At 28.8% G+C, this 19,102-nt stretch carries 16 protein-coding genes, 1 rRNA gene and 1 riboswitch; of the genes, 12 read left to right on the top strand and 5 right to left on the bottom strand.

Annotation, left to right across the window (positions count from 1 at the left end; translation table 11 throughout):
- Positions 1-9: 9 nt before the first annotated feature.
- A complete protein-coding gene (locus tag BQ2505_RS00115; RefSeq protein WP_074015807.1) occupies positions 10-285 on the bottom strand; it encodes a co-chaperone GroES in 276 nt (91 codons plus the stop codon).
- Positions 286-470: 185 nt separating this feature from the next.
- A riboswitch (SAM riboswitch) is annotated at positions 471-555 on the top strand.
- A gap of 168 nt (positions 556-723) precedes the next feature.
- Between BQ2505_RS00115 and metF the strand changes: the two genes are divergently transcribed.
- Positions 724-1,590: a methylenetetrahydrofolate reductase [NAD(P)H] gene (gene metF / locus BQ2505_RS00110; RefSeq protein WP_074015806.1), complete on the top strand. Its 867-nt coding sequence runs from the start codon at positions 724-726 to the stop codon at positions 1,588-1,590.
- Between the two features lie 66 nt (positions 1,591-1,656).
- Entirely contained in the window at positions 1,657-4,905 is a 3,249-nt protein-coding gene (locus BQ2505_RS00105) for a homocysteine S-methyltransferase family protein (RefSeq protein ID WP_074015805.1), read from the top strand.
- 198 nt (positions 4,906-5,103) lie between these two features.
- On the opposite strand, the gene BQ2505_RS00100 is transcribed toward BQ2505_RS00105, so the two are convergent.
- Positions 5,104-6,444: an MATE family efflux transporter gene (locus BQ2505_RS00100; protein WP_074015804.1), complete on the bottom strand. Its 1,341-nt coding sequence runs from the start codon at positions 6,442-6,444 to the stop codon at positions 5,104-5,106.
- 252 nt (positions 6,445-6,696) lie between these two features.
- The gene (locus tag BQ2505_RS00095; protein WP_074015803.1) at positions 6,697-7,995 is read right to left on the bottom strand and encodes an ATP-dependent nuclease; all 1,299 of its coding nucleotides are present in this window, start codon (positions 7,993-7,995) and stop codon (positions 6,697-6,699) included.
- Positions 7,996-8,158: 163 nt separating this feature from the next.
- Here BQ2505_RS00095 and trhA point away from each other — a divergent pair, with 163 nt between their 5' ends.
- The 5 genes from trhA (at position 8,159) to BQ2505_RS00070 (ending at position 11,907) form a co-directional block, all read left to right on the top strand.
- Complete coding sequence (trhA, locus tag BQ2505_RS00090) at positions 8,159-8,806, top strand: PAQR family membrane homeostasis protein TrhA (RefSeq protein WP_074015802.1); 648 nt, start codon at positions 8,159-8,161, stop codon at positions 8,804-8,806.
- A 15-nt stretch (positions 8,807-8,821) separates the two neighbouring features.
- The gene (locus tag BQ2505_RS00085) at positions 8,822-9,136 is read left to right on the top strand and encodes a thioredoxin family protein (RefSeq protein WP_074015801.1); all 315 of its coding nucleotides are present in this window, start codon (positions 8,822-8,824) and stop codon (positions 9,134-9,136) included.
- Between the two features lie 233 nt (positions 9,137-9,369).
- The gene (locus BQ2505_RS00080; protein ID WP_074015800.1) at positions 9,370-10,059 is read left to right on the top strand and encodes an AzlC family ABC transporter permease; all 690 of its coding nucleotides are present in this window, start codon (positions 9,370-9,372) and stop codon (positions 10,057-10,059) included.
- A complete protein-coding gene (locus BQ2505_RS00075; RefSeq protein WP_074015799.1) occupies positions 10,059-10,382 on the top strand; it encodes a branched-chain amino acid transporter permease in 324 nt (107 codons plus the stop codon). Before BQ2505_RS00080 ends, BQ2505_RS00075 begins: the two co-directional genes overlap by 1 nt.
- 37 nt (positions 10,383-10,419) lie before the next feature.
- Complete coding sequence (locus BQ2505_RS00070) at positions 10,420-11,907, top strand: subtype B tannase (protein WP_074015798.1); 1,488 nt, start codon at positions 10,420-10,422, stop codon at positions 11,905-11,907.
- A 188-nt stretch (positions 11,908-12,095) separates the two neighbouring features.
- Here the strand turns inward: BQ2505_RS00070 and BQ2505_RS00065 are convergent, their stop codons facing one another.
- A complete protein-coding gene (locus tag BQ2505_RS00065) occupies positions 12,096-12,629 on the bottom strand; it encodes a phosphoribosyltransferase family protein (protein ID WP_074015797.1) in 534 nt (177 codons plus the stop codon).
- Between the two features lie 18 nt (positions 12,630-12,647).
- Entirely contained in the window at positions 12,648-13,712 is a 1,065-nt protein-coding gene (locus BQ2505_RS00060) for an NCS2 family permease (protein ID WP_074015796.1), read from the bottom strand.
- A gap of 155 nt (positions 13,713-13,867) precedes the next feature.
- On the opposite strand from BQ2505_RS00060, the gene BQ2505_RS00055 reads away from it, so the two are divergent.
- From BQ2505_RS00055 to BQ2505_RS00035, 5 genes are all read left to right on the top strand, one after another.
- On the top strand, positions 13,868-14,932 hold the full coding sequence (locus BQ2505_RS00055) for an alanine racemase (RefSeq protein WP_074015795.1): 1,065 nt from the start codon (positions 13,868-13,870) through the stop codon (positions 14,930-14,932).
- Positions 14,933-14,945: 13 nt separating this feature from the next.
- Complete coding sequence (locus BQ2505_RS00050) at positions 14,946-15,728, top strand: DUF368 domain-containing protein (protein WP_074015794.1); 783 nt, start codon at positions 14,946-14,948, stop codon at positions 15,726-15,728.
- A 15-nt stretch (positions 15,729-15,743) separates the two neighbouring features.
- The gene (gene lgt, locus BQ2505_RS00045) at positions 15,744-16,607 is read left to right on the top strand and encodes a prolipoprotein diacylglyceryl transferase (RefSeq protein WP_074015793.1); all 864 of its coding nucleotides are present in this window, start codon (positions 15,744-15,746) and stop codon (positions 16,605-16,607) included.
- Between the two features lie 315 nt (positions 16,608-16,922).
- On the top strand, positions 16,923-17,282 hold the full coding sequence (locus tag BQ2505_RS00040) for an MliC family protein (protein ID WP_074015792.1): 360 nt from the start codon (positions 16,923-16,925) through the stop codon (positions 17,280-17,282).
- Between the two features lie 302 nt (positions 17,283-17,584).
- Positions 17,585-19,090, top strand: a 16S ribosomal RNA gene (locus BQ2505_RS00035).
- Positions 19,091-19,102: the final 12 nt, after the last annotated feature.

The raw sequence follows: 19,102 nt of genomic DNA, 5'->3' as shown, positions 1-19,102 counted from the left end.
TCCTCCTTATTATTCAGAAATAGCTAATATATCTTCTGCATTTATAATAATATATTTTTCATCATCTTCTTTTATTTCATAGCCAATATTTTTAGGACATATAACGGTTGCCCCAACTTTTATATCTGCTAAACTTTCTCCTTTTCCTATTGCTAATACTTCGGCATAAAAAATTTGGTTATCTGAATTTAAATTCTTACTAGCTAATATAATTCCACTTTTTGTTTTTTCTTCTTTTTTGATAGCTTTAATTACCACTCTTTCTCCTAAAGGTCTGATATTCATAATTTCCTCCTTTTTATTAGCACTTATATTAATAGAGTGCTAATTTTTATAAAATAATAATATTATATATTTAATGTTTTGTCAATAGGAAAAGATTTAGATTTTTCTAAATTAAAATAAAAAAATTATTGTAATTTAGAATTGACAAATTAAAAAAAATAGTGTATTATTTTTCCTAATAAAAAAAACCATAAAGAGAGACGGAGGGACAGGCCCAGTGAAGTCTCAGCAACCTGCAAAAGTGTGGTGCTAATGCCTGATCGATGGAGGAATAATTAAAAGTTTCCTAAGTCGTAAGGCTTAGGTTTTTTATTATATATAAAAGTATGAAAATAAATAATGATACTTAGTTTCTGACATCCGTATTAGTTTGAAGAGCTTTTAATTATTTATTTAGGGTTATAAGATATTGTTTTTAGTTTTAGATTGGGGGTAATTATGAAAATTGGAGATATTTTTAAGAATAAAGTTTTAACAACATCGTTTGAGGTTTTTCCACCAAATGATAAAGTAGGATTAGATCAGGTTTATAATTGTTTAGATATATTAACATTAGAAAATCCTGATTTTATAAGTGTTACATACGGAGCTGGTGGAAATACTAAAGGAAGAACCGTTGAAATAGCAGAGAGAATAAAAAGTCAGAACAATGTTGAATCATTAGCTCATTTTACTTGTATAGGTTCTAAAAAAGAAGAAATAGATAGAGTTTTAAATGAGTTAGAAAAAAATAATATAGAAAATATTTTAGCTTTAAGGGGGGATTACCCAATTGATAGGGATTTAGAGCCTGGAGATTTTAATTATGCTAAAGATTTAATAAAATATATTCGTGAAAAAAAGGGAGATAAATTCTCTATAGGTGCAGCATATTATGTTGAAGGTCATAGAGAAACTAATGATTTATTAGATTTGTTTCATTTAAAAGAAAAAGTTGATACAGGTGTAGATTTTTTAATTTCACAAATTTTCTTAGATAATGAATTTTTTTATAGCTTTAGAGATAAACTAGAAAAATTACAAATAGATAAGCCTTTAGTAGCTGGAATTATGCCAGTAACAAATGCAAAACAAATAAAGAAAATAACTTCACTTTGTTCTTGTACTATACCTAAGAAATTTTTAAAAATTTTAGAAAAATATGAAGATAATCCAGCTGCACTTAAAGAAGCAGGACTTGCTTATGCAATAGAACAAATAATAGACTTGGTTGCTTCTGATATAAATGGTATACATATTTATACAATGAATAAACCAGAAACTGCAAAAAAAATTATAGATGCAACAGGAATAATTAGAAAATAGTTCATTAGTGAATAGATTTTTTAATAAAATATAGAAGAATTGATTGAAATAGAAATGAGGAAAATAATGTTTGAATTTGAAAAAGAATTAAGGGAAAGAATATTGGTATTAGATGGGGCAATGGGAACTGTTTTACAAAAATATGAATTAAGTGCAGAGGATTTTAATGGTGCCAAAGGTTGTTATGAAATTTTAAATGAAACAAGACCAGATATTATTTTAGAAGTTCATAAAAAATATATAGAAGCTGGAGCAGATATTATCGAAACCAATAGTTTTAACTGTAATGCTATTTCACTTAAAGATTATCATTTAGAAGATAAAGTATATGAACTAGCTAAAAAATCTGCTGAAATCGCTAAAGAAGCGGTTATTCAAAGTGGAAAAAAAGTCTATGTTTTTGGTTCAATAGGTCCTACAAATAAGAGTTTATCATTTCCTGTAGGAGACATACCTTATAAAAGAGCTGTTAGTTTTGATGAAATGAAAGAAGTTATTAAAGTTCAAACGGCAGGTCTTATTGATGGTGGAGTTGATGGAATATTACTGGAAACTATATTTGATGGGCTTACTGCAAAAGCTGCTTTACTTGGTGTTGAAGAAGTTTTTGAAGAAAAAAATATAAAACTTCCAATTTCAATATCAGCCACTGTTAATAGACAAGGTAAATTGCTTACAGGTCAAAGCATGGATTCTCTTATAACCAGTTTAGATAGAGATTCCGTTGTTTCTTTTGGTTTTAACTGTTCTTTCGGAGCAAAAGATTTAGTTCCTTTGGTTATTAAAATGAAGGAAAAAACAACAAAGTTTATTTCTTTACATGCTAATGCTGGTCTTCCTAATCAAAATGGTGATTATGTTGAGACAGCTCAAAAGATGAGAGATGACTTATTTCCACTTATAGAAAATCAAGCTATAAATATTTTGGGTGGTTGTTGTGGAACAGCTTACGATCATATAAAAGCAATTTCTGAATTAGTTAAAGGTCAAAAAGCAAGAATTTTACCAGAAGTAAGTTTGTTGGAAGACTGTCTTTCAGGTAATGAAACATATAATTTTAAAGATAAGTTTACTTGTGTTGGAGAAAGAAATAATATATCAGGTTCTAAATTATTTAGAACAATGATAGAAGAGCATAATTACCTAAAAGCTTTAGAGGTCGCTAGACAACAAATTGATGCCGGTGCAAAAGTTTTAGATATAAATGTAGATGATGGAATATTAGATTCTGTTGAGGAGATGAAAAATTTCCTAAGGGTTTTACAAAATGATAGTTTTATTGCAAAAGTGCCTATTATGATAGATTCATCAGATTTTTCAGTTATTGAAGAAGGGCTTAAAAATACCTCGGGGAAAGCAATAGTAAACTCTATTAGTTTAAAAGAAGGAGAAGAAGAGTTTTTAAGAAAAGCAAAAATTATCAGAAAATTTGGAGCAGCCATAGTTGTTATGGCTTTTGATGAAAAAGGTCAAGGAGTTAGTGCCGAAAGAAAAATAGAAATCTGTCAAAGAGCCTACGATTTATTAAAATCAATAGGTGTAAAAAATTCTGATATAGTTTTTGATCCAAATATTTTAAGTGTTGGAACAGGACAAGAAGCTGATCGTTATCATGCTAGAGAGTTTATTAAGACTATTGATTATATACATCAAAATCTAAAAGGTTGTGGTATTGTTGGAGGATTAAGTAATTTATCATTTGCTTTTAGAGGAAATAATGTTTTAAGAGCAGCATTTCATCATATCTTTTTAGAGGAAGCTGTACCAAGAGGATTTAATTTTGCTATTTTGAATCCAAAGGAGCAAGCTCCACATTGGTCTGATGATGAAAGAGAAAAAATAAAATCTTTTATTTTTGGTGATAGTACAGACATGGAAGAACTTCTATCATTAAATCTTGTTAAAAGAAAAGAAGAAGCACAAATATTTGCTGAAACACCTGAAGATAAAATAAGAAAAGCTCTTATTCAAGGGGGAAGTGAATCTTTAAAAGAAGTTATAGATGAACTTCTAAAAAAGTATAAAGCTCTTGAAATTTTGGAAAATATTTTAATGTCATCTATGCAAGAAATTGGAAAATTGTTTGAGCAAGGGGAGCTTTATTTACCTCAACTTATTCGTTCAGCTTCTGTAATGAATAATTGTGTTGATATTTTAACTCCTTTTTTAGAAAAGGTTGATAAATCATCATCTAAAGGTAAAATATTAATGGCTACTGTTGATGGAGATGTACACGACATAGGTAAAAATATAGTTGGAACTGTTTTAGAATGCAATGGTTATGAAGTTATAGATTTAGGTGTAATGGTTCCTAAAGAAAAAATTGTTGAAACTGCAAAAGAAGTAAATGCAGATGTAGTAACTTTAAGTGGACTTATAAGTCCTTCATTAAAAGAAATGGAAAGAGTAGCAGACTTATTTCAAAAAGTTGGAATGCAAGTACCTATCTTAATTGCTGGAGCTGCTACATCAAAACTTCATACAGGTTTGAAAGTATTACCTAATTATGATTATTCATTGCATGTAACAGATGCTATGGATACTATAACAGTAGTCTCTCAATTATTATCAACAAAAAGAAAAGACTTTTTAGAAACAAAACAAAATCAATTAAGAAAATTAGCTAAAAGATATTTGGATACCAATGAAAATAAAATAGAAGAAAAGAAATTGCTTCCAGAAGTTTCTAAAACTAATAGATATACACCAAAAGTACTGGGAAAACAATTTTTATCTTTACCAGTTGAGATTTTTGAAGATGAATTAAAATGGGATATCGCTTTATATGCTTTAAGAGTTAAGAATACTCCAGAAGAAGCTAAGACTTTAGAAGATTTGAAAAAAATCTATGAAAAAATGATAGAAGAAAAAGTCGAATTTAGAGTAGCTTATGGATATTTCAGAGCTAAGAAGACAGATGAAGTACTTGAAATGGGAGGATTTACATTTGAAATTTCTCCAGAAATTGCTCAATATATAGAAAAAGATGATTATGTTGGTGCTTTTGTAATATCTGTTGGAAGTAAAATTTTTGCAGATGATAAATATTTAAGTTTACTTGAAACTTTATTGTGTAATGCAATAGCTGAAACTGCATCTGAATATATGGAAAAAAGAGTATCTGAAGATATAATTCCTACTTTCTTAAGACCGGCTATTGGTTATCCTATATTACCAGACCATTCATTAAAGAAAGTTGTATTTGATATGGTTGATGGAGAAAGAACAGGAGCAAAATTAAGTACATCATTTGCTATGAGTCCTTTAAGTTCTGTATGTGGCTTATATTTATGTAATGATAATTCGAAGTATTAATAATATAATTGTAAAATATTTTAAAGTATAAAAATAAAAATTAATTTTTATATTAAATTTATACTTTCCTTATAAACAAAAAAGTCTCTTGACAGCCGTATGAGTTCTACGAGCTCAATGAACACAGGCTCTTCGAACTAATACGGACGTCAGAGACTAACTTCTATATTAAATTTAGTTTTGTGAGAAATAGAATTTTTAAACAAAGCTTTTATTTTGCCATTTTTTACTCTTCCATCTAAAATACATTGCAAGTCCTCTTATCCACTCATCACTAGCATTGGCTATCCATATTCCAATCAGTCCCCAACCAAATGAAATTCCAAATAAATAAGATAAAGATACAGCAACAGCAAAAACACAAGTCATTCCCATTATCATAGGAAACTTTATATCTCCTGCAGCATGTAATGAGTTAATAATAACTATATTAAATACTCTTCCCATTTCTAAAAATATCATAAAAGGAAATATTTTTAGAGAAGCTTCTAATATTTTAGGATTAGTTGTAAATATATGCATAATAGGAGTTCTAAATATACAAACAATTGTAGTTGTAACAAAAGCAAAAATAAATGCAATTTTTACACTTTTTAGACATTTATTATAAACTTCATGATTTTTACCAGCTCCTACTAAATGACCAATCTGTATTGCAGTTCCTTGACCTAAAGCTATAGATAAAGTCATTATAAAACTACTAATAAGCATTAAATAGGTACGGGCAGCTATTATTTCTGTTCCCATTGTATTTACCATAGCTACAACAAGTAGTTGTCCTATATTCCAAGTCAAATTTTCCCCAGCAGTTGGTAAGCCAATAGATAAAATATTTTTTATAATTTTAAAAGGGAAAGGTTTCAAAAAAGATTTTTTAAATGTGAAATTACAGTACTTACACATTATATAATAGGCTACAATACAACCAATGGCTCTGGATATAATTGTTGAAATTCCAACACCTGTAGGTCCTAAAATAGGGAATCCTAGCCAACCAAATATAAATAAACTATTTCCAATAATATTTAAGATATTTACTCCTACATTTATAATTAAAGTTTCAGTGGCTCTACCATGACTTTTAAGTATAGCTCCACAAGATAGTATTATTCCTTGGAAAATACAAAGACCTCCAACCATTTGAAAATAATTTTTTCCTATACTGATAAGTTCTTCAGGAAGATTAATTTTTTGTAGTAGAATTTTCCAAAAAAATAAATAAATTCCTCCTAAGATAATTCCCAAACTGATATTTAATACAATAGATACACTTATTACTTGCTTGACTCTTTTATGATCTTTAGCACCTAAGAATTGGGCAATTAAAATAGAAGTAGCCATATTGATAAAACTAAATATAACATTCTGAATATTTAAAAGTTGAGTTATTCCTCCGATAGTTCCAACAGCTTTATCACTATAATAACCCAACATTAAAGTATCTATATTTCCAACAATAGTCACTAATAGTAATTCTAAAAATATTGGAATTGTTAAAGCAATTAATGCTTTTTTTTCTATGCTTCCTATACTATTCACTTAACTCCTCCTAAATAAAATTTCTTGATAGTCGTTGTTAGAGACTAATTTTATTCTATAGGAAAGTATAAAATCAAATAATGAAAATTAGTCTCTGACATCCATATTAGTTCGAAGAGCTTGTGTTCATTGAGCTCGTAGAACTCATACGGACGTCAAGAGATTTTACTTATAGAATAAAAAATAAATAATAAATAATAAGTTTTATTCTATAATATTTTACAGGAAATTACAAGAAAAATAAGTATAAAATTATTCAAAAATTTTTCGAAGCTTTTTTTCTAGATTTATAGGTATTTTATAATTTTCATCAACAACTGTTTCTAAGGCAAAGAAAGGTTTGTTCTTATAGTTCTTTCTTTCTCTGCTTTCGTGATAAATTTCTTCTTCAATATCATTTTCAAATTCTATAAAACTACCTAAATTTCTTTTAATTGTTTTTTGAATTAAAATATTTTTTTGATTAGAGTTAAATAGTTCACTTTCATTTCTCCAGTAGTGATTATCTTTATCATAGACAGCAACATATGGTATCTTAAAAGCATTTAAAAGCCTTATAAATTGTGGTATAGTACTTTTACTACCACATTCTATAATAGAATAGCTATAATTATAAATTTTTAATTTTTTTGCTAGATATGAAAGTACAATTTTATCTGTTTGTCCTTCAACTAATATTACTTTTTTAGCAAAAAATATTTCACTTCTATCTGGATTAATCCAATAATTCATATTAAAATTTGTTATCTCATCTCCAGAAAAAAGTTTACCTTGATATTGAAAAATTTCAATATCATTATTAGTTTTTCTAAATAGGCATAGAGAATGATAATTGTTAAGTTCTATAAATCTACTAGAAGTTGTTGAAACGAGAATCATTAAATTTAAATGAGAATTTTTTAATAGTATTTCATAACATTCTCTTTCTTCTTGAGGAGTTAAGTAAAATTCAGGCTTTTCCCATAAAAGAATACAATTTTCCCAAAAATTATTATTTTCATTAGAACTAACTTCATTCAATAAATCTATCAATAAATGTCTGTAATAACTAAAACTTATTTTTTCTTTTATCGCTGAATTAAATGTATGATAAAAATTTATATATTTTTCTAAGCCTTTTCTTTCAAAAAGCTTGTTTAACAAGTATTTTAGTTGTTCTAAATCTAAGTTAGCAGGTATGTAGAATAAAGATATTTTTGAAATGTACTTTTTATATTCTTTTTCTGTTATCTCGTGCCAACTAGATTCGGATTTTTTAGATATATTGTTATTTATATAATACTTTTCTTTTTCATTAAATTTTCTTGTGAGTTTTAAATTAAATAAATCTCCATTATCATTTTTAAAAGTTCCACTTATTTCAACATCTTTAGTTATATCTTTAATGTCGTCTTTATGTAAACTACAAACTTGAAAAAAGAAAAGCATAGCCTTAAAAAATGCAGATTTCCCACTATTAAAATTTCCAGTAAAAACTAAAAAATCTTTTAATTCTAGTCTTATATTTGAAAATAGTTGCCAATTTTTTATTTGTATATTTAATAATTTCATATATTAGCCTCCTAAATCTCATATAGTATTATGGCATTTTAAAACCTTCTTATTATTATAACATTTTTTTCTATATATGATATAATAAGTCACATTAATATTTATAGATTATAAATATGATAAATATAGATGAAATAATTAATAAAGTAGGGGATGTATTTTTATGGATTTAGATAGAAAACTTTCTTTTTCAGAAGAACTTGCAAATGTAATAAGTCATGGAATAATGGCTGTTGCAACTTTAGTTTTACTTCCTATTGGAAGTATTTGGGGATATTCTCATGGTGGATACACAGAAGCTACTGGGATAAGTATATTTTTAATTTCGCTTTTTTTAATGTTTATGAGTTCAACTTTGTATCATGCAATGGAATACAATAGTTCACATAAAGTCGTATTTAGAGTGCTTGACCATATTTTTATATATGTGGCAATTGCTGGAAGTTATACACCGGTAGCTTTAGTAATTATTGGTGGTTGGAAAGGGATTTTAATAGTTATTATACAGTGGATAATAGTTTTGATTGGTGTTTTATATAAATCAATATCAACCAAAAGTATGCCAAAATTAAGTTTAACTCTTTATTTAGTCATGGGTTGGATTGCCATATTTTTCTTTCCAACTTTAGTAAAAAAAGCAAATTTAGTTTTTTTAATATTAATTATTCTTGGTGGACTTATGTATTCGATAGGAACTTATTTTTTTATGAAAGATTATAAAAAATACTATCATACAATATGGCATATATTTATAGATATTGCTGCTATTCTACATTTAATAGCAATTGTATTTTTCTTATATAAAAGATAGAAAAGGAGAATTTTAATGAATAGAATAAAAAATTACAGTGAGCTATTAGATAAAATTAAGACAGAAGAAAAATTTTTATTATATATAAAAACAGAAAATTGTTCTGTATGTGAAGTAGATTTTCCAAAAGTTAAAGAAATAATTGATGAAAATAACTATCCAGCTTACTATATTCAAGCAGAAACAATGCCAGAAGCAGTGGGACAGTTAAATTTGTATTCTTCTCCAGTAGTAATATTATTTTATCAAGGAAAAGAATTTCATAGACAAGCTAGAATAATAGATTTTATTGAATTAGACTACCGAATAAAACAAACAAAAGGGATTTAAATTTTATTAATTTTAATCTATAGAAAAGTATAAAATTAAAAAATAAAAATTAGTCTCTGATGTCCATATTAGTTCGAAGAGCCTGTGTTCATTGAGCTTGTAGAACTCATATGGCTGTCAAGAGACTTTATTTATTTTATAAAATTTGTTAAAAATTTTTAAAATATATTTTTTATTGTTTTTTAAATATATGATATAATAAACGCCATTAATATTTATTGTTGGGGTGTTTTATGGAAGAATTTAAATTTGCAATGAAAAAAGTACTTCCTATAAGTTTTGCTTATATATTTATAGGTGTTGCTTTTGGTATACTAATGAAAGAAGTTGGATATGGACCATTATGGTCTTTTTTATCAGCACTTTTAATATATGGGGGTTCTATTCAAATATTAATGGTGGGATTTTTAAAAAATCATACACCTTTATTTAGTATATTTTTAATTTCACTATTTGTAAACTCAAGGTATATTTTTTATGGCTTGACACATATAGATGAATTTAAAAAAATAAAGAAAGAATCTTGTTTAAAATATATTTTTTTAGTTTTGACACTTACAGATGAAGTTTATTCAGTCTTTACAAGTTCCAAAATACCTAATTATTTAAATAGAACAAAAACAATGCTATGGATAGCATTTATAGCTTATGCTAGTTGGGTTTTAGGATGTACAGTCGGAGGCTTTATTTCAATATCTATTCCAGGAATAGATTATGTAATAACTGAGTTTTTCTTTTTAGTTATGTTGTCACAATTATTGCTTGATAAATCTTATGTACCGACAACAGTAGGATTATTTTGTTCTGTTGCTGCATTTTTGTTAGTAGGGAATAATTTTATATTACTAGCAATAATTTTTTCAATGTTAGCTTTACTTTTACTTAAGAAAAAATTAGCTACAAACAAAGGGGGTAAAATTTAATGTATAGTAGCTTAGAAATTTTTATAATTATTTTAGTTATTGCTCTTAGCATTATAATTACAAGAACTTTACCTCATATTATCTTTTCGAAAAGAGATTTACCTAATATTTTAAAATATTATGAAAAATACTTGCCATTCTCATTAATGGCAATTTTGTTTTGCTTCTGTTTTAGTACAGTAAAATTCTCTATTTATCCATATGGTATACCAGAGATTTTAACTTTAATTGTTTTAACTATATTACAAGTTTTGAAAAGAAATTTGATGCTATCAATTTTGCTTGGAACAATTTTTTATTTATTAATATTAAATCAATTGTAATAAATTATTTTTATATTATTTTAGGAGGAATTTTTTTATGAGAAAATTAAATCTATTTTTATTTTTTAATCTTTTTTCAACTTTATTATTTTCACAAGAGAAAGAAATTTCTATCAATAGTAAGTTAAAATTTGATAAGAATAATTATTTAATAAAGGAAGCTAGTATAAATGGGAAAAATATAAAATATTGTTCTTTTGAAAATATAATTTATGTTGCTAAACCTGTTGATATAGCTTATCAAAGTATGAATGTATATATTCCTGAAGAATATTTTAAAAATGAGAGCATAGGAAAATATAACTCGGAAACGGCTCCGATATTTTTACCTAATTCTGTTGGGGGATATATGCCGGGTAAAATAGAAAAACCTGATTTAAAAAAAGATGGGAGTCCAAATTCTATTTTATATGCTTTATCAAAAGGATATGTTGTAGTTTCTCCTGCATTAAGAGGTAGAACATTGACAGATAAAGAAGGTTTATATACCGGAAAAGCTCCTGCAGGTATAGTAGACTTAAAAGCAGTAGTAAGATATTTACATTACAATGATAAAGATATGCCGGGTAATGCAGAAAAAATTATTTCAAATGGAACAAGTGCAGGAGGAGCTCTATCAGCTCTTTTAGGAGCTAGTGCTAATTCTAAAGATTATAATAAATATTTAGATGAAATTGGAGCAGTTGAAGGGAGAGATGATATCTATGCAGTTTCATCATATTGTCCTATTACAAATTTAGAAAATGCAGACATAGCATATGAATGGCAATTTAATGGTATAAATAATTATTCAAAAATGATTATAACAAGAAATACGAGCTCTGAGGAATTCAATGATAGAAGTCTTAAACGTTCTATTCAAAAGGGTGAATTAAATAAAAATGAAATAGAAATTTCAAATACTCTAAAACCGCTTTTTTCAATTTATTTAAATAATCTTTCTTTAAAAGATGAAAATGGAAATACTTTATATTTAGATGAAGAAGGAAATGGAAGTTTTAAAAATTATTTGTCAACTGTGTTAAAAGATTCAGCTAATAAAGCAATATCTGAGGGAAAAGACTTGAAAAATGAAAAATATTTAATATTTGAAAATTCAAAAGTTGTATCAGCTGATTGGGATAAATTTATAAAATCAGGAGATAGAATGAAAACACCTCCAGCTTTTGATTCCTTTAATTTAGATTCTGGAGAAAATAATCTTTTTGGAACTAAGATAGTGGATAATAAGCATTTTGCTAATTTTTATAAAGAAAAATTTTCAGAAGAGAAAGCTGATTCAAATATTATAAAATTAATGAATCCAATGAATTACATAGAAAATCCTGAGTCTCCTAAATATTGGAGAATTAGACATGGAATTATAGATAAGGATACATCTTTAGCTATACCTGTAATTTTATCTTTAAAATTAAAAAATATAGGTAAAAAAGTTGATTTCTTTTCTCCTTGGGGACAAGGACATGGTGGAGATTATGACCTTGAAGAACTATTTGATTGGATTGATGAGATAGTTAATAAATAATTGTATATTTCATTTAAAAAAAGATAAGTTGTATTATTAAATTTTAGGTATTTTTAATAATTAAATATAAAAAAATCATAAAAAATAGTCTCTGATATCCGTATTAGTTTGAAGAGTCTGTGTTTATTGAACTCGTAGAACTCATACGGCTATCAAGAGACTTTATTTAGTTTAAAAATCTAAATTATTTAAAATAAAGGTAATTCTTGTAGAAAAATGATGTCTTTTCTATTTTTAGCATCTCCCTCTGCAAGTATTGCTGCTTTAGCAACCACATTTCCTCCAGCTTTTTTGACAAGATATTCGATAGTTGAAAGAGACTCACCTGTTGAAATTACATCATCTACTAAAGCTATATTTTTACCTTTAATTTTTTCAGCATCTTCTCCATTTAAATACATTTTTTGTGGATTAGTTGTTGTAATAGAATTAACCTCAGCTTCAATTACATCTTTCATATATGCTTTTACGCTTTTTCTTGCCACTATATATGATTTTAGATTTAAAATTTTAGAAATTTCATAGGCTAAAGGAACTCCCTTAGCTTCAGCTGTAACTATATAATCAATTTTAGGTAATTTTTCTGCTATTAAAGGAGCAGTTTTTTCTACAATTTCAGTATCTCCTAAAATAACAAAACTTGCTATTGATAAGTCTTCTGATAATTTTATAATAGGTAATTTTCTTTCTAAATCTCCAATTTTCAAAGTGTAATAATCCATTTTTATTTTCCTCCCTAATTAGAATAAAACAAATATATATTTAACAATAAGAGCTACAAGTAATCCAATAAAAGGGTCATTTGCAGCAGTTACAGCCATAGCAGTTGCAGCTACAATGTAGTCTTGAGGACTTCCAGTTGAAAAAGCCATAGCAGTGTTAGTTGGCACAGTAACAACAGCTCCTAGTATAAATAAAAATCCATGAACTGAGTGTCCAGGAATATATTTACTAATTTTTGGTAATAGACCAAAGAATAGTATAGTAGCCATAATTAACATCATTAAGACACCACTTAATAAAGGATTAGGGGCAGCAGCAGTAGCTGAAATTATAGCTTCAACAGGACCTCCACCAAATAAAGAAGATACTGCATCTGCAAGTCCAGAATAAATAGTTAATTGGTCTATGTTTGCAGTATATTTACCTGTCATAGAGGCTGTAATATTACCAAAAGCAATATTTGCTCCTATAGTCAAACAAGCTAAAGCTAAAGCTCCTCTTATTACATTTAAGTTAATTATAGGTTTTTTTATTTCAATTTTTTTATAATTTTCTATAATTCCACCACCAAAATTAATTTTAAATATATTGGCAACTAAGCTAGAAAAAATCACACAAACAACTATAGTATAAACTAAATTTTGTCCAAAGAAAAAATAAGTAATGAAAGCTGAAAAAATTGATGAGGCTGTTACAACCTTACTTTCTTTTAAACCTTGTAAAGAAATTCTAGTTAGCATAAGCCCAACACCAGCCATCATTGCATTTATTATATTTTCACCTGCAAAATTAACAATGGAAGATAAAAATCCAGTTATTCCTAAAAGTGCCATAGTAACCCCAGAGAAAAATATTATAGATAATCTTTCTCTAATATCTTTACCTAAAATTCCAGCAAGTGCTATAGTTTCTGCCTGGAATGAAATTGGAATAGCAGAACCGTAAAACAAACAAGCTGCTGCTCCAAGTATAAAACCAAAAGCCGTCGGAACAGAAGAAAAACCATAAGATGCAGCGAGTAAAGCTTGAGGTATACCATTTAATACAACGCCTAGAGCTGCAAGTACATCATTAACATTCATAATAAAACTCCTTTTCATATTTTTATATTTTTAGACAGCTTTCATTTTATCAGTAAATATGGAATAATACAAGAGGATATAAAACTAATAAAATTTATTAATCTATGATATAATACTAAGATAAAATAATTAGTAAATTTACCGGAGGATTGAAAATGGATACTTCATTTTATATGGAATTAGATAAAAAGGCTTTATATTCAAATATTAATTATTTAAAAAATTATAGAGGAAAAGAATTGTTACCAATTATAAAAGCAAATGCGTATGGGCATGATATACTTCAAATTTCAAAAGCACTATATGATTTTGGAATAAAAACATGGGCAACAGCTAGATTTTCAGAAGCAATATCTGTTATAGAGTATTTAAAAGAATATTCTATCGAAGATTTTAGAATTTTAGTCTTAGAAAGTGTTGAAGATATTGAAATTATAAATAAATATAAGCAAATATGTCCTAGTGTAAACAATATAAAAGATTTAAAAGATTTCTTGGCTAATAAAATAGATAGTGAGAGATTATCATTAAAAATAGACTTTGGTTATGGAAGAAATGGGATAAAATATGAAGAAGTTGATGAAGTAAAACAAATTGTTAAATATAATAGTTTAAAATTTATGGGAATATATTCACATCTTTTTTCATCTAGTTATGATGATGGCTTAGAATTGATTAAAAAATTTACTGAGCTTGTAAATAGTTTTGGAAAAGCAAATTTTCAAATGATACATTTACAAAATGCGGCTGGAATTTTTAATTATGACTGTGAAATTGTAACTCATTTAAGAACTGGGATGCTTATGTATGGACTTCAAGAGGCAGGTTTTTATGATATGGAGTTAAAGCCGGTTTTTACAGGTCTTATGGGGAGAGTTGCTTCAGTTAGCTATGTTGATGAGTTAAAATATATAGCTTACGAAGGCTTAGATAGTTTAAATACTAGTACACAAAAAATAGCTAAAATAAAATTAGGATATGGAGATGGTTTTTTAAAGGCAAATTTACATACAGTTTGCTTAATAAATAAAAAAGAATACACTGTATCTCAAGTAACTATGGACTATTCTTTTATAGAAGTAGATGATAGAGTAAATGTTGGAGACCCTGTTCAAATATATCATAGACCAAATGAAATAAAAGCTAAGACAGGTTGTAGTATGCTTGAGCTTTTAATAGCTATATCTCCATTGAGAATAAAAAGAATTTTTAAAAGATAAGGAGTTTTGATTAATGTTATTACTTTTTTTGAAATCAATTATTATAGGGATAGCAAATATTATTCCAGGAGTGTCAGGTGGAACTTTAGCTGTTATGCTTAATGTATATGACCCAATAACAGAAAAAATAGGAAATTTTTTCTTGGTAGATAGGAAGACTAAAGTTTCTTATTTTCTTTATTTGTTGGTAGTTTTAATTGGAGCAGGGACAGGAATATTCTTGTTTGCAAATTTAATAAAATACTCCATAACTAATTTTCCAAAAATAACAGTTGGAGTATTTACATTACTTATATTGCCATCTATACCTTATATTGTAAAAGGTCTAGATTATAAGAAAAGAAAAAATATACTTTCTTTTATATATGGTGCAATAATTATGATAGTGTTTATATTTTTAAGTTTAAAATTTGGAGATAAAACAACAGGAGCTGTAACTATTCAACTTGTAGAAAACACTAACTTTGCAACTTCATATTTAATAAAATTGTTTTTCTGTGGACTTGTTGCAGCAGGGGCTATGATAATACCTGGAATATCTGGTTCACTTTTGTTGATGATGCTTGGAGAATATTATAATGTAGTTTATTTAATATCTTCTTTATCTTTAGCATTAAAAGATAAAAATTATATAATATTTATTCCATTGATAGTTTTAGCCTTAGGAGTAGGGGCAGGTTTGGTGATATTTTCTAAAGGAATAAATTATTTGTTAAAAAATTACAGAGAGAGAACACTGTTTTTTATTGAAGGCATTATAGTATTTTCAATAATTCAAATGTGGTTAAGTATATAAAAAAGGAGAAATTAGATGAATCCAATACTTTTGAAAATAGGAAATTTTGAAATACATTACTATGGGCTTATGTATGCCATAGCTTTTATAACAGGAATATCTATAGCTAAAAAGATGGCAAAAGATGAAGGTTTTAATTCAGAATTGATTGAGAATTATGCTTTTGTAGCCATTATATCTGGACTTATTGGAGGTAGAATATATTATGTTTTATTCAATTTAAACCATTATTTACAATATCCGGCTGAAATACCAGCTGTTTGGCATGGTGGAATGGCTATACACGGTGGAATTATTGGTGGAATTATTGGAACAGTAATATATGGAAAAATAAAAAAGATAAATCCCCTAAAATTAGGAGATTTTGCAGCTGCACCTTTTATTTTAGGACAGGCTATAGGTAGAATAGGAAATTTTATGAATGGAGAAGTTCACGGTGTTCCAACTTTCACACCTCTTTCTGTAATATTTAATTTGAAACCAAAGTTTTATGAATGGTATAATTATTATCTAGGATTATCTGTTACAGAGAAAAGTTCTTTTAAAGACTTAGTTCCATGGGGGGTTGTATTTCCAGTGAGTTCTCCAGCAGGAAGTGAGTTTTCAAATTTAGCATTACACCCTGCTATGCTTTATGAATTAGTCTTAAATTTGATTGGGTTTTTCATAATTTGGTTTGTTCTTAGAAAAAAAGAAAATAGACCGGTTGGTTATTTATGGTGGTGGTATATTATAATCTATTCGATAAATAGAGTTCTTGTAAGTTTCTTTAGGGCAGAAGATTTAATGTTTTTTGGATTTAGAGCTCCTCATGTGATAAGTGTAGTGTTAATTCTTATTTCTATATTTATGTTAAAAGTTGGCAGAAATAAAAGATAAAATGTAAGAATTCTTTATTATGTTTGTATTTTATTATGTTTGTATTTTGATATATTTTTATAGTAAATAATTACTAAAGTTAAATTTCTTTAATATATTAATAAAATATAAAATATTCATTTTTTTTATCAAGCTTATTTAAAGAGTTAATTCAAAAAGAATAAAAGTGTTTTAAAAACAAACATAGCATAAAAAAGAAATTAAAAAATTCAAAAAACAAACATAAATAAAATTTTAAAAAAAATAAAAAAAAGCTTGATTTTTAGAAAAAAATGATGTATTATAACGAAATAAAATCAAGGAGGGATTATAAAGATGAAAAAATTTGCTATGTTAGCACTAGCTATGAGTTTATTTTTAGTAGCTTGTGGACAAAAAACTGAGGAAAAACCTGCTGAACAACCAGCAGCAGAAGCAGCTGCACCAGCAGAAGCAACTGCAGTAACTTATGAAGCTAAAACTGAAGATGGAAAGGTATTCACTGTATCAATCGCTGACGGTGTTGCAACTGTAACTGATGAAGCAGGAACTGCATATGAATTAAAAGCAGCTGAATCTGCTGACGGTGAAAGATATGCTGATGAAAATGGAAATGAAATCCATATCAAAGGTGAAGAAGGAAACTTTACTTTAGGTGACCTTAAAGAAGCAGTAGTTACTGTAACTCAAAAATAGTTTTTAAATCTTAGTAATCAAAGCCGTGCTATTGGGTACGGCTTTTTACTTTTATAATCTATATAAAAAAATAAAATTATTTATTTATTAAAAAAAAGTAAAAAATATTGAAATTAAAAAAGAAAAAAACAATAAAGAAAAAAAGTGAAAAAAAGTAAAAAAAATATTGACATAAACCATAAAGAGTGATATCATTATGGAAGTCGATATGACAAAGGACATTAACAACAGAATAGAGAAAAGACAAAAAGCAACCATAAATTTGGTGTAAACAAAAAAAGCAAATGAGCTTTAAAAAAGATTGAACGAAGAGTTTGATCCTGGCTCAGGATGAACGCTGACAGAATGCTTAACACATGCAAGTCTACTTGAACTTCGGTTTGGGTGGCGGACGGGTGAGTAACGCGTAAAGAACTTGCCTCACAGTTTGGGACAACATTTGGAAACGAATGCTAATACCGAATATTATGATCGAATGGCATCATTTGATTATGAAAGCTATATGCGCTGTGAGAGAGCTTTGCGTCCCATTAGCTAGTTGGAGAGGTAACGGCTCACCAAGGCGATGATGGGTAGCCGGCCTGAGAGGGTGAACGGCCACAAGGGGACTGAGACACGGCCCTTACTCCTACGGGAGGCAGCAGTGGGGAATATTGGACAATGGACCAAAAGTCTGATCCAGCAATTCTGTGTGCACGATGAAGTTTTTCGGAATGTAAAGTGCTTTCAGTTGGGAAGAAGAAAGTGACGGTACCAACAGAAGAAGTGACGGCTAAATACGTGCCAGCAGCCGCGGTAATACGTATGTCACAAGCGTTATCCGGATTTATTGGGCGTAAAGCGCGTCTAGGCGGTTAATTAAGTCTGATGTGAAAATGCGGAGCTCAACTCCGTATTGCGTTGGAAACTGGTTAACTAGAGTACTGGAGAGGTAAGCGGAACTACAAGTGTAGAGGTGAAATTCGTAGATATTTGTAGGAATGCCGATGGGGAAGCCAGCTTACTGGACAGATACTGACGCTAAAGCGCGAAAGCGTGGGTAGCAAACAGGATTAGATACCCTGGTAGTCCACGCTGTAAACGATGATTACTAGGTGTTGGGGGTCGAACCTCAGCGCCCAAGCTAACGCGATAAGTAATCCGCCTGGGGAGTACGTACGCAAGTATGAAACTCAAAGGAATTGACGGGGACCCGCACAAGCGGTGGAGCATGTGGTTTAATTCGACGCAACGCGAGGAACCTTACCAGCGTTTGACATCTTAGGAATGACGTAGAGATATGTCAGTGTCCCTTCGGGGAAACCTAAAGACAGGTGGTGCATGGCTGTCGTCAGCTCGTGTCGTGAGATGTTGGGTTAAGTCCCGCAACGAGCGCAACCCCTTTCGTATGTTACCATCATTAAGTTGGGGACTCATGCGATACTGCCTGCGATGAGCAGGAGGAAGGTGGGGATGACGTCAAGTCATCATGCCCCTTATACGCTGGGCTACACACGTGCTACAATGGGTAGTACAGAGAGTCGCAAACCTGCGAGGGGGAGCTAATCTCAGAAAACTATTCTTAGTTCGGATTGTACTCTGCAACTCGAGTACATGAAGTTGGAATCGCTAGTAATCGCAAATCAGCTATGTTGCGGTGAATACGTTCTCGGGTCTTGTACACACCGCCCGTCACACCACGAGAGTTGGTTGCACCTGAAGTAGCAGGCCTAACCGTAAGGAGGGATGCTCCGAGGGTGTGATTAGCGATTGGGGTGAAGTCGTAACAAGGTATCCGTACGGGAACGTGCGGATGGATCACCTCCTTTCTAAGGAGTATA

Source organism: Fusobacterium massiliense, from assembly GCF_900095705.1.
Taxonomy (GTDB): domain Bacteria; phylum Fusobacteriota; class Fusobacteriia; order Fusobacteriales; family Fusobacteriaceae; genus Fusobacterium; species Fusobacterium massiliense.
The sequence above is the reverse complement of the archived record's forward strand: the minus strand, read 5'-3'. Positions and strand labels throughout refer to the sequence as shown.

Excerpts from the sequence above, each read along its gene's own strand:
- BQ2505_RS00115 (WP_074015807.1), bottom strand. The coding sequence starts at position 285 with ATGAATATCAGACCTTTAGGAGAAAGAGTGGTAATTAAAGCTATCAAA.
- metF (WP_074015806.1), top strand. The coding sequence starts at position 724 with ATGAAAATTGGAGATATTTTTAAGAATAAAGTTTTAACAACATCGTTT.
- BQ2505_RS00105 (WP_074015805.1), top strand. The coding sequence starts at position 1,657 with ATGTTTGAATTTGAAAAAGAATTAAGGGAAAGAATATTGGTATTAGAT.
- BQ2505_RS00095 (WP_074015803.1), bottom strand. The coding sequence starts at position 7,995 with ATGAAATTATTAAATATACAAATAAAAAATTGGCAACTATTTTCAAAT.
- trhA (WP_074015802.1), top strand. The coding sequence starts at position 8,159 with ATGGATTTAGATAGAAAACTTTCTTTTTCAGAAGAACTTGCAAATGTA.
- BQ2505_RS00085 (WP_074015801.1), top strand. The coding sequence starts at position 8,822 with ATGAATAGAATAAAAAATTACAGTGAGCTATTAGATAAAATTAAGACA.
- BQ2505_RS00080 (WP_074015800.1), top strand. The coding sequence starts at position 9,370 with ATGGAAGAATTTAAATTTGCAATGAAAAAAGTACTTCCTATAAGTTTT.
- BQ2505_RS00075 (WP_074015799.1), top strand. The coding sequence starts at position 10,059 with ATGTATAGTAGCTTAGAAATTTTTATAATTATTTTAGTTATTGCTCTT.
- BQ2505_RS00070 (WP_074015798.1), top strand. The coding sequence starts at position 10,420 with ATGAGAAAATTAAATCTATTTTTATTTTTTAATCTTTTTTCAACTTTA.
- BQ2505_RS00065 (WP_074015797.1), bottom strand. The coding sequence starts at position 12,629 with ATGGATTATTACACTTTGAAAATTGGAGATTTAGAAAGAAAATTACCT.
- BQ2505_RS00060 (WP_074015796.1), bottom strand. The coding sequence starts at position 13,712 with ATGAATGTTAATGATGTACTTGCAGCTCTAGGCGTTGTATTAAATGGT.
- BQ2505_RS00055 (WP_074015795.1), top strand. The coding sequence starts at position 13,868 with ATGGATACTTCATTTTATATGGAATTAGATAAAAAGGCTTTATATTCA.
- BQ2505_RS00050 (WP_074015794.1), top strand. The coding sequence starts at position 14,946 with ATGTTATTACTTTTTTTGAAATCAATTATTATAGGGATAGCAAATATT.
- lgt (WP_074015793.1), top strand. The coding sequence starts at position 15,744 with ATGAATCCAATACTTTTGAAAATAGGAAATTTTGAAATACATTACTAT.
- BQ2505_RS00040 (WP_074015792.1), top strand. The coding sequence starts at position 16,923 with ATGAAAAAATTTGCTATGTTAGCACTAGCTATGAGTTTATTTTTAGTA.